Raw genomic sequence first — 7,953 nt, 5'->3', positions numbered from 1 at the left:
GTATAGAAGAGGTTTTGCTTATTTCAAGCTCAATGCTTGCCCTCTCGATCCCACCACCGTCCGCCTATTAATAGATTGCAGCTTTATAACGGATTTTAGACAGCTCGTATGACATTTTTTCGAACTGGTCCGTCACATTCAACTCATGTACATGCCGCCGTTTACCGGGATTGTAGCCCCGGTGACGTAACCTGCACCTTCAGACGCAAGAAAAGCGACCACATGCGCGATCTCTTGAGCCTGCCCCAGACGTCCCAAGGGAATCTGGGTGATCAGCGCTTCGCGCTGCGCTTCCGGCAGCTCGCGGGTCATATCGGTGTCGATAAAACCAGGCGCCACCGAGTTAACGGTGACCGCACGCGAACCGACTTCACGTGCCAGGGCCCGACTGAAACCTTCCAGACCCGCTTTCGCAGACGCGTAGTTTACTTGGCCGGCGTTGCCCATGGCACCCACAACCGAGCCAATACTGATAATTCGACCCCAACGGGCCTTGGTCATGCCACGCAGAACACCCTTGGACAGCCGAAACAGACTGTTCAAGTTGGTGTCGACGACGTCATGCCACTCGTCATCTTTCATCCGCATCAACAGGTTATCGCGGGTGATACCGGCGTTATTGACCAAAATCAACGGTGCACCAACACGCTCCTGAATCAACGCCAGGGTCGCGCTCACGGATTCGGCATCACACACATCCAGCATCAGGCCGAAGCCTTCGATGCCGTTTTCCTTGAAGGTTGCGCTGATTCGCTCGGCGCCAGACTCAGACGTCGCGGTGCCGACCACGGTCGCACCGTTACGCCCCAACTCAAGGGCAATGGCTTGACCAATACCACGGCTCGCACCGGTGACCAGTGCAACTTTACCTTGCAGGCTCATGCAAGCTTCTCCTAATCAGGCCAATGCCGCACGGGTGGCAGCAAAGGCGTCTGGGGTGTTGAGAGTGTAAGTCGTCACGCCCTCGGCGCAACGCTTGTTCAGGCCGGCAAGCACTTTACCCGGGCCACATTCGACCAACCGGGTAGCACCATTGGCAGCCAGGTACTGAATGGATTCGACCCAACGCACAGGCTTGTACAACTGCTCAAGCAGATCGCGCTTGAGGGTAGCAAGATCGGTCACGGCTGACGCGCTGACATTTTGCACCAACTTAATCTGCGGCGCTTGCCAGGCAATGGCTTCGATGGACTCGGCAAAGCGCTCGGCGGCCGGACGCATCAATTCGCAGTGGGACGGCACGCTGACGGGCAACGGCATGGCGCGCTTGGCACCACGGGCCTTGCAGGCTTCAATGGCGCGCTCCACGGCAGCTGCGGAACCGGCGATCACCACCTGGCCCGGCGAGTTGAAATTCACCGCGCTGACCACTTCGCCTTGAGCCGACTCGGCGCAAGCGGCCAACACTTCCGAATCGGCCAGCCCAAGGATGGCGGCCATGCCGCCCTGTCCTGCCGGTACCGCTTCCTGCATCAATTGGCCGCGACGCTGGACCAACTTGACCGCATCGCTGAGGCTCAGGCTGCCAGCCGCCACCAATGCGCTGTACTCGCCCAGGCTGTGCCCGGCGACGAACGCAGGGCTCGCACCGTTTTCAGCCAGCCATACGCGCCACAGGGCCACAGAGGCCGTCAGGATCGCCGGCTGGGTCTTGTCGGTTTGATTAAGCTGCTCTTCCGGCCCTTGCTGAGTCAGCGCCCACAGGTCGTAACCAAGTGCGGCGGAAGCTTCAGCAAAAGTGTCAAGGATCAGCGGGTACTGCGCGCCCAGCTCGGACAACATCCCGAGGGACTGCGAGCCTTGACCCGGAAAAACGAAGGCGAGGGATGCAGACATTGAACGAGCCCCTATTAATTTGTCGTCGAAAATGGGTACCTGCTACACCAGATACGGCCATTGACGGCTAACGTGATGGACAATTGGATGAATGACCCGATGCAGGCGTCACATCATCTGCTGGCAATGATGTTGCAGATGCCTAGAGCAACTCCTCCAGACGCCCGCTTAACCGCTGCGGGAGGTCTTCCTGGATTTCGATCAAAGCCCGTTGAATCGCAAACTGAAAGCCTTGCACGCTGGCCGAGCCATGGCTTTTCACCACGATGCCTTGCAGACCGAGAAAACTTGCGCCGTTATGCCGGGCTGGCGCCAGGTCTGCACGCAAACGCTTGAGCATTGGCAACGCCAGGGCACCCACTGCTTTGGTCAACAGGTTTTGTTTGAACAAGGCTTCGATGCGTGCACCAATCATCGTCGCCAGTCCTTCGCTGGACTTGAGCAGGATGTTGCCAACGAACCCGTCGCACACCACCACATCAGCCTCGCCTCGATAAACACCGTCGCCTTCAACGAAACCGATGTAATTCAGCCCCGGTGACGCCTGGAGCAAACTGGCGGCCAATTTGACCTGTTGATTACCCTTCATGTCTTCGGTGCCGATATTCAGCAACGCCACCCGAGGCCGGGTCACGCCCAGCGCTTCAGCGGCCACCGAGCCCATCAGGGCAAATTGCAGCAGATGCTCGGCGCTACAGTCGACATTCGCGCCCAGATCCAACAGCTGGCAATAACCGCGCTGGGTTGGAATGGCCGCCACCATGGCCGGCCGATCGATGCCGGGCAGGGTCTTGAGCACAAAACGCGAAAGCGCCATCAGCGCCCCGGTGTTTCCCGCACTGACACACGCCTGAACCTGACCACTGGCCAGCAGCCCAAGGGCCACCCGCATGGACGAATCGGGCTTGCCCCGCAACGCCTGGGCAGGACGATCCTCCATGGAAACCACTTCGGTTGCGTTTACAACACGCAGACGTGAGCGATCCACACCGGAGTGGCGGGCAATCAATTCTTCAATAAGGGGGGCTTGACCGACGAGGGTCAGGTGCAGCGAGGGTGTTGCAATCAAACAAGCAATGCTGGCCTGCACAATGTTGCGGGGACCAAAGTCCCCGCCCATTGCGTCAATCGCGATGACCGAAGCGGACAAGTAATTACTCGTCAGCGCCTTTATCGATCACTTTGCGACCACGGTATACGCCTTCTGGCGATACGTGGTGACGCAGGTGAATTTCACCTGTGGTTTTTTCTACAGACAGAGTGCTAGCCGTAAGGGCGTCGTGGGAACGACGCATGTCACGGGCAGAGCGGGATTTTTTGTTCTGCTGAACAGCCATAATTAATTAACTCCTAAACGTTTGGGTCACGCTTTAACTGCGCCAATACACTGAACGGGTTGGACCGCGTTACCTCGTCCACGCTCGGCTCGGACACTTGATTGTCCGCCGGCTGCTGGCATTCTTGCGGATCATGAGCAGGCACAATGGGCAAGGCGAGCAAAAGCTCTTCCTCGATCAATGCCAGCAGATCCAGTGGATCTTCGCCCAGTTCCAGCACGTCATAACCTTTCGGCAACGACTGGGTATTCGCACCCTCTTTCACCACAGCGTAACTGCATTCGCTGTGGATCGGCAGGGTGACCAGCTCAAGACAACGCTGGCAAACCATTTTGACTTCGACGTCGATGGAACTGTGAATGACCACAGATCTGCGCTCGTCGCGCTCAAAAACAAACTTCGCCTGCACCGAACCGAGGGTATCGGAAAGCGGGTCGCAGAGCCTCTCCAAATCGGCCAGCGGTACTTCTCCCTGAAGAGTAGTGCCACGATCAGCTAATTTGCGCGGGTCAACATGAGGTGGAATCGGGTCATTCAACATAGGCGCAGCATTCTAGGGACGAGGTACTGCTCTGTCAAAGGAAATTCAACCTGTGCGTATCCGGAGCCGCTGATTACAATCAACTTTCACCCACGGAGTACTTCATGCTACCCCTGTTGCTCGCCTCCAGCTCACCTTACCGCCGCGAATTGCTTGCTCGCCTGCGCCTTCCATTCATTTGCAGCTCGCCTGACATCGATGAAAGCCGACGCGCCGACGAACCTGCCATTGATCTGGTCCGGCGCCTGGCTTGTGAGAAAGCACGCGCGCTTGCTGACAGCCATCCCGGGCATCTGATCATTGGCTCGGATCAGGTCGCGGTGCTCGACGGGGAGATCCTGGGCAAGCCGCATACCTTCGAACGCGCCCTGGAGCAACTGACGGCGGCAAGCGGCAATAGCGTGACCTTTCTCACCGGGCTGGCGTTGCTCAATAGCCACACCGGCCAATGCCAAGTCGACTGCGTGCCATTCATCGTGCACATGCGTCACCTGACCCGTGACAGCATCGAACGCTACTTGCACGCCGAGCAGCCCTACGACTGTGCGGGCAGCTTCAAAGCCGAGGGATTGGGTGTCAGCCTGTTCCAAAGCACCGAAGGCAGCGACGCCACCAGCCTGGTCGGCCTGCCACTGATTCGCTTGATCGACATGCTGCTGGTTGAAGGGGTCTGGGTGCCGTAAACCGTAATCCTCGGCGTTCGGATATTCCGCGCCATGCCTAGATTCGGTGGGACCGAACGTGTTCGGGAAGCAGGCGACGCGGTTTTGCTGCCAGACCGTGTCGCGGCCTTCGCGAACACGTTCGCTCCCACCGGGATTCGGGCTATCCACTATCCATCTACAGATTTAACGCAACGACGGCCCCTGGAAGCCCATCCACATGGCTAGCTGATTAGCCATGCTTACGCCGAGCTTTTTGGTAAAGCGGTCAAACGGCGAATCTTCGACGGTGTAGTCGACGATGTCTTTGGCGCCGATCACTTCGCGAGCAACGTAACTGGCATTGCCCAGGCCATCGATCAGACCCAACGGCAACGCTTGCTCACCGGTCCAGACCAGCCCGGAAAACAATTCAGGGTGGTCTTTATCTTTCAGGCGATCACCGCGACCTTGCTTGACGCTGGCGATGAACTGACGATGCGTGGTGTCCAGCACACCCTGCCAGAACAGGGTTTCGTCAGCCTTGGGCGGCTGGAACGGGTCAAGGAACGCTTTGTGCTCGCCCGAGGTATAGGTACGACGGTCCACGCCCAGCTTGTCCATGATCCCGACAAAACCGAAACCGGCAGCCGTTACCCCGATAGAACCCACCAGACTGGCCTTGTCGGCATAGATCTGATCCGCCGCGCTGGCGATGTAGTAAGCACCGGAAGCACCGAGGTCGCTTATGACCGCGTACACCTTGATGTCGGGTTTTTCGGCCCGCAGGCGACGAATCTCGTCGTAGATATAGCCGGCTTGTACCGGGCTGCCGCCAGGACTGTTGATGCGCAGGATCACGCCCTTGGTCTTGGCGTCGTCGAACGCCGAGCGCAAGGCACCGACGATGTTGTCGGCGCTGGCCGCTTCCTTGTCGGCGATCATGCCCTGCACGTCGATCAGCGCAGTATGGGGATCACTGCGTGAACCGCCGCCCTTGCCCAAGTCCATCAGCGGGGTAAAGATCACCAGCGCGCCAATCAGATAAGCGAACGTCAGCAGCTTGAAAAATATGCCCCAGCGCCGGGAACGGCGTTGCTCCTGGACGCCTGCCAGCAGGGTTTTTTCCAGCAGCCTCCAGCTTCTGTCATCACCTTTGGGGTCCGGGGCTTCTGAATTGCTGCCTTTCCATTCATCCGACATGTAGTGATTACCTTAAAAAGACTCGGTGCCAGGCGCACTCAACCAGCTGCGCAATTCAGAAAATCGCTCAATGGCCAAACGCGGCTGGTATTCAAGCAGAGAGGCCAGTGATTGCGCACCGTAGCCCACCGCGACCGAATCCATACCGGCGTTACGCGCCATCAACAAATCGAACGATGAATCGCCCACCATCAATGCCTGCTCAGGCACTACGCCGCAATGCTCCAGAATCTCCTGCAGCATCAACGGATCCGGCTTGCTCGCTGACTCATCGGCGGCACGCGTGATCTGAAAATAATCCTGCCAGCCGTGGGCCCTCAATACCCGATCCAGCCCGCGACGAGACTTCCCGGTGGCAACGGCCATTTGATAGCCTTCGGCACGAAACGCCGCCAGGGAGTCCACCACATCTGCGAACAGCGGCGACGGTACGGCTTCCAGGGCCACGTAACTTTCGGCATAGCGCTCACGAAAATCGAGCATCTGGCCAGGGCTTATTTCCGGATACAGCGTACGAATTGCCTCAGGCAAACCGAGCCCGATGATGCCCTTGATCGCAAAATCATCACGCACCGGCATATCACTCCGCTGCGCCGCTACTTGCATGGCCTCGACGATACGACCAATGGAATCGGCGAGGGTGCCGTCCCAATCGAAAATCAGCAATTTATAATCAGGGCGCACTTAATCGCTCCACCGTCTTGGCCCACATCTCATCCACAGGCGCCTGGAGTTTCAGTTCGCCACCGTCCGGCAACGGTACGGTCAGCATGTAAGCGTGCAGAAACAAACGCTTGCCGCCCAGATCACGGATTTCGCGGCTGAAATCTTCGTCGCCGTACTTGGTATCACCCGCAATGCAATGACCGGCGTGCAGGGTGTGGACGCGAATCTGGTGGGTACGACCGGTGACTGGCTTGGCCTCGACCATGGTGGCAAAATCGCCGAAGCGGCGCAGCACCTTGAACAGGGTCAACGCTTCTTTGCCTTCCTCGTTGATCTCAACCATGCGCTCGCCGGAGCGCAAGTTGCTTTTGAGCAACGGCGCGTTAACGCGCTTCAGGGCCGTGGCCCAATTGCCGCGAACCAGTGCCATATAGCGCTTGTCGACGCCATCGCCGCGCAGTTGCTCATGTAGATGACGCAACATGCTGCGTTTTTTGGCGATCATCAGCAGGCCAGACGTGTCGCGATCCAGACGGTGGACCAGCTCCAGCTCCTTCGCATCCGGACGCATCTGACGAAAGGCTTCGATAACCCCATAATTCAAGCCGCTGCCGCCATGCACGGCAATGCCAGCGGGCTTGTTCAGCACGATCAGCGCCTTGTCTTCATAGACAATCGCCGCTTCGAGGCGCTGCAGCAGACCTTGTGCTACCGGAACCGGCTCATCGCGCTCAGGCAGGCGCAAAGGCGGAACGCGAATGATATCGCCGCCCTTGAGCTTGTATTCCGGCTTGATGCGGCCTTTATTCACCCGTACTTCACCCTTACGCAATATGCGATAAATCAAGGTCTTAGGCACGCCCTTGAGGTAGGTGAAGAGGAAGTTATCAATACGTTGACCGGCAAGTTCCGGCGCAACCTCGACCAGCTGGACGCCGGAGGTTGGGGGGGCAATATTCGTCATGCCGCAAATCATAACAATTTTTTATGGATTTGAAGCACTTAATGATTGCTGCTATAGTCGCGAACGTCGCCAAAAGCGGCCTGGACAGCGGACAAACGGCATAACACCGGCCCTGACCATCGCAATTCAAGAGGACGCAAGGCCGTCCGACGGGGCTTTCGCTGGATAACGGAAGGTCTGAAAACGTAACAAGCGCAGGTGACATGAGGCCTGAAACAAGCCAGATCGCAGAGTTATCACTCGCCTTCTGAGCCTAGATCCACGGCCAGTTCACAAAGTGCAGTCGCTTTCAGACACTCCGAGCGAATGTTTCGGAAACAACGCCTTAAGCCATGATGCGCGACCTTCCCTATCGAAGGTTGCGGTAAATGCCAACCCGCTGCGGATTCTGCGCGCGGCAGCACCCGAATTATCAGGGATACGTGTGGGGTGGAGACGCACAACCGTCGGACTGTGTAGCACTAGGCTTATTCAAGACGCTCATATCGTCCACTGTCGATGGTTGATTCCTCCTCCTGACAAAGCTTTTGCTGACAGGGTGTCTTTTGTCACCACAGCAAGCAGGATACGTCGTCGCGACTTCGACCCCTCTGGTCGGAACCTCGCTAGACACTGGAGTGGCCAACCGCTCCTGACGCGCCCTGACACCGACCGTGAGAAGTCGTGTGTGCCGAACGCCGTTTCCGGCAGCCCGGAAACCGACGGTACTACATGAAAAGAATGCTAATTAACGCAACTCAACCCGAAGAGTTGCGTGTCGCACTG

At 57.8% G+C, this 7,953-nt stretch carries 9 protein-coding genes; 1 reads left to right on the top strand and 8 read right to left on the bottom strand.

What is annotated here, in order from left to right; translation table 11 throughout:
* Positions 1-138: 138 nt before the first annotated feature.
* From fabG to JWR17_RS06435, 5 genes are all read right to left on the bottom strand, one after another.
* The gene (gene fabG, locus JWR17_RS06455; protein ID WP_299829473.1) at positions 139-882 is read right to left on the bottom strand and encodes a 3-oxoacyl-ACP reductase FabG; all 744 of its coding nucleotides are present in this window, start codon (positions 880-882) and stop codon (positions 139-141) included.
* A 15-nt stretch (positions 883-897) separates the two neighbouring features.
* Positions 898-1,836, bottom strand: coding sequence for an ACP S-malonyltransferase (gene fabD, locus JWR17_RS06450; protein ID WP_299829471.1), 939 nt, complete (start codon positions 1,834-1,836; stop codon positions 898-900).
* A gap of 142 nt (positions 1,837-1,978) precedes the next feature.
* Entirely contained in the window at positions 1,979-2,986 is a 1,008-nt protein-coding gene (gene plsX / locus JWR17_RS06445) for a phosphate acyltransferase PlsX (protein ID WP_299829468.1), read from the bottom strand.
* Between the two features lie 4 nt (positions 2,987-2,990).
* Positions 2,991-3,173 carry a 50S ribosomal protein L32 gene (gene rpmF, locus JWR17_RS06440; RefSeq protein WP_008152339.1) on the bottom strand — a complete coding sequence of 61 codons (183 nt, stop codon included), beginning with the start codon at positions 3,171-3,173 and terminating at the stop codon, positions 2,991-2,993.
* Between the two features lie 13 nt (positions 3,174-3,186).
* Positions 3,187-3,714, bottom strand: coding sequence for a YceD family protein (locus tag JWR17_RS06435; protein ID WP_299829454.1), 528 nt, complete (start codon positions 3,712-3,714; stop codon positions 3,187-3,189).
* Between the two features lie 104 nt (positions 3,715-3,818).
* Between JWR17_RS06435 and JWR17_RS06430 the strand changes: the two genes are divergently transcribed.
* Positions 3,819-4,397, top strand: a complete 579-nt coding sequence (locus tag JWR17_RS06430) for a nucleoside triphosphate pyrophosphatase (RefSeq protein ID WP_299829452.1) — start codon at positions 3,819-3,821, stop codon at positions 4,395-4,397.
* A gap of 165 nt (positions 4,398-4,562) precedes the next feature.
* Here JWR17_RS06430 and JWR17_RS06425 read toward each other — a convergent pair whose 3' ends face one another.
* From JWR17_RS06425 to rluC, 3 genes are read right to left on the bottom strand one after another with little or no spacing between them, the layout of a single operon-like run.
* A complete protein-coding gene (locus JWR17_RS06425) occupies positions 4,563-5,558 on the bottom strand; it encodes a S49 family peptidase (RefSeq protein ID WP_299829450.1) in 996 nt (331 codons plus the stop codon).
* A 12-nt stretch (positions 5,559-5,570) separates the two neighbouring features.
* Entirely contained in the window at positions 5,571-6,242 is a 672-nt protein-coding gene (locus tag JWR17_RS06420; protein WP_299829448.1) for an HAD-IA family hydrolase, read from the bottom strand.
* The gene (rluC, locus tag JWR17_RS06415; protein ID WP_299829446.1) at positions 6,232-7,188 is read right to left on the bottom strand and encodes a 23S rRNA pseudouridine(955/2504/2580) synthase RluC; all 957 of its coding nucleotides are present in this window, start codon (positions 7,186-7,188) and stop codon (positions 6,232-6,234) included. Before rluC ends, JWR17_RS06420 begins: the two co-directional genes overlap by 11 nt.
* Positions 7,189-7,953 lie beyond the last annotated feature (765 nt).

The organism is Pseudomonas sp. (assembly GCF_028293835.1).
In the GTDB taxonomy this organism is placed as follows: Bacteria; Pseudomonadota; Gammaproteobacteria; order Pseudomonadales; family Pseudomonadaceae; genus Aquipseudomonas.
The sequence above is the reverse complement of the archived record's forward strand: the minus strand, read 5'-3'. Positions and strand labels throughout refer to the sequence as shown.

What these genes read in the sequence shown, in the direction of transcription:
- fabD (WP_299829471.1), bottom strand. Translation starts at nt 1,836, where the DNA reads ATGTCTGCATCCCTCGCCTTCGTTTTTCCGGGTCAAGGCTCGCAGTCC.
- rpmF (WP_008152339.1), bottom strand. Translation starts at nt 3,173, where the DNA reads ATGGCTGTTCAGCAGAACAAAAAATCCCGCTCTGCCCGTGACATGCGT.
- JWR17_RS06435 (WP_299829454.1), bottom strand. Translation starts at nt 3,714, where the DNA reads ATGTTGAATGACCCGATTCCACCTCATGTTGACCCGCGCAAATTAGCT.
- JWR17_RS06430 (WP_299829452.1), top strand. Translation starts at nt 3,819, where the DNA reads ATGCTACCCCTGTTGCTCGCCTCCAGCTCACCTTACCGCCGCGAATTG.
- rluC (WP_299829446.1), bottom strand. Translation starts at nt 7,188, where the DNA reads ATGACGAATATTGCCCCCCCAACCTCCGGCGTCCAGCTGGTCGAGGTT.
- fabG (WP_299829473.1), bottom strand. Translation starts at nt 882, where the DNA reads ATGAGCCTGCAAGGTAAAGTTGCACTGGTCACCGGTGCGAGCCGTGGT.
- JWR17_RS06425 (WP_299829450.1), bottom strand. Translation starts at nt 5,558, where the DNA reads ATGTCGGATGAATGGAAAGGCAGCAATTCAGAAGCCCCGGACCCCAAA.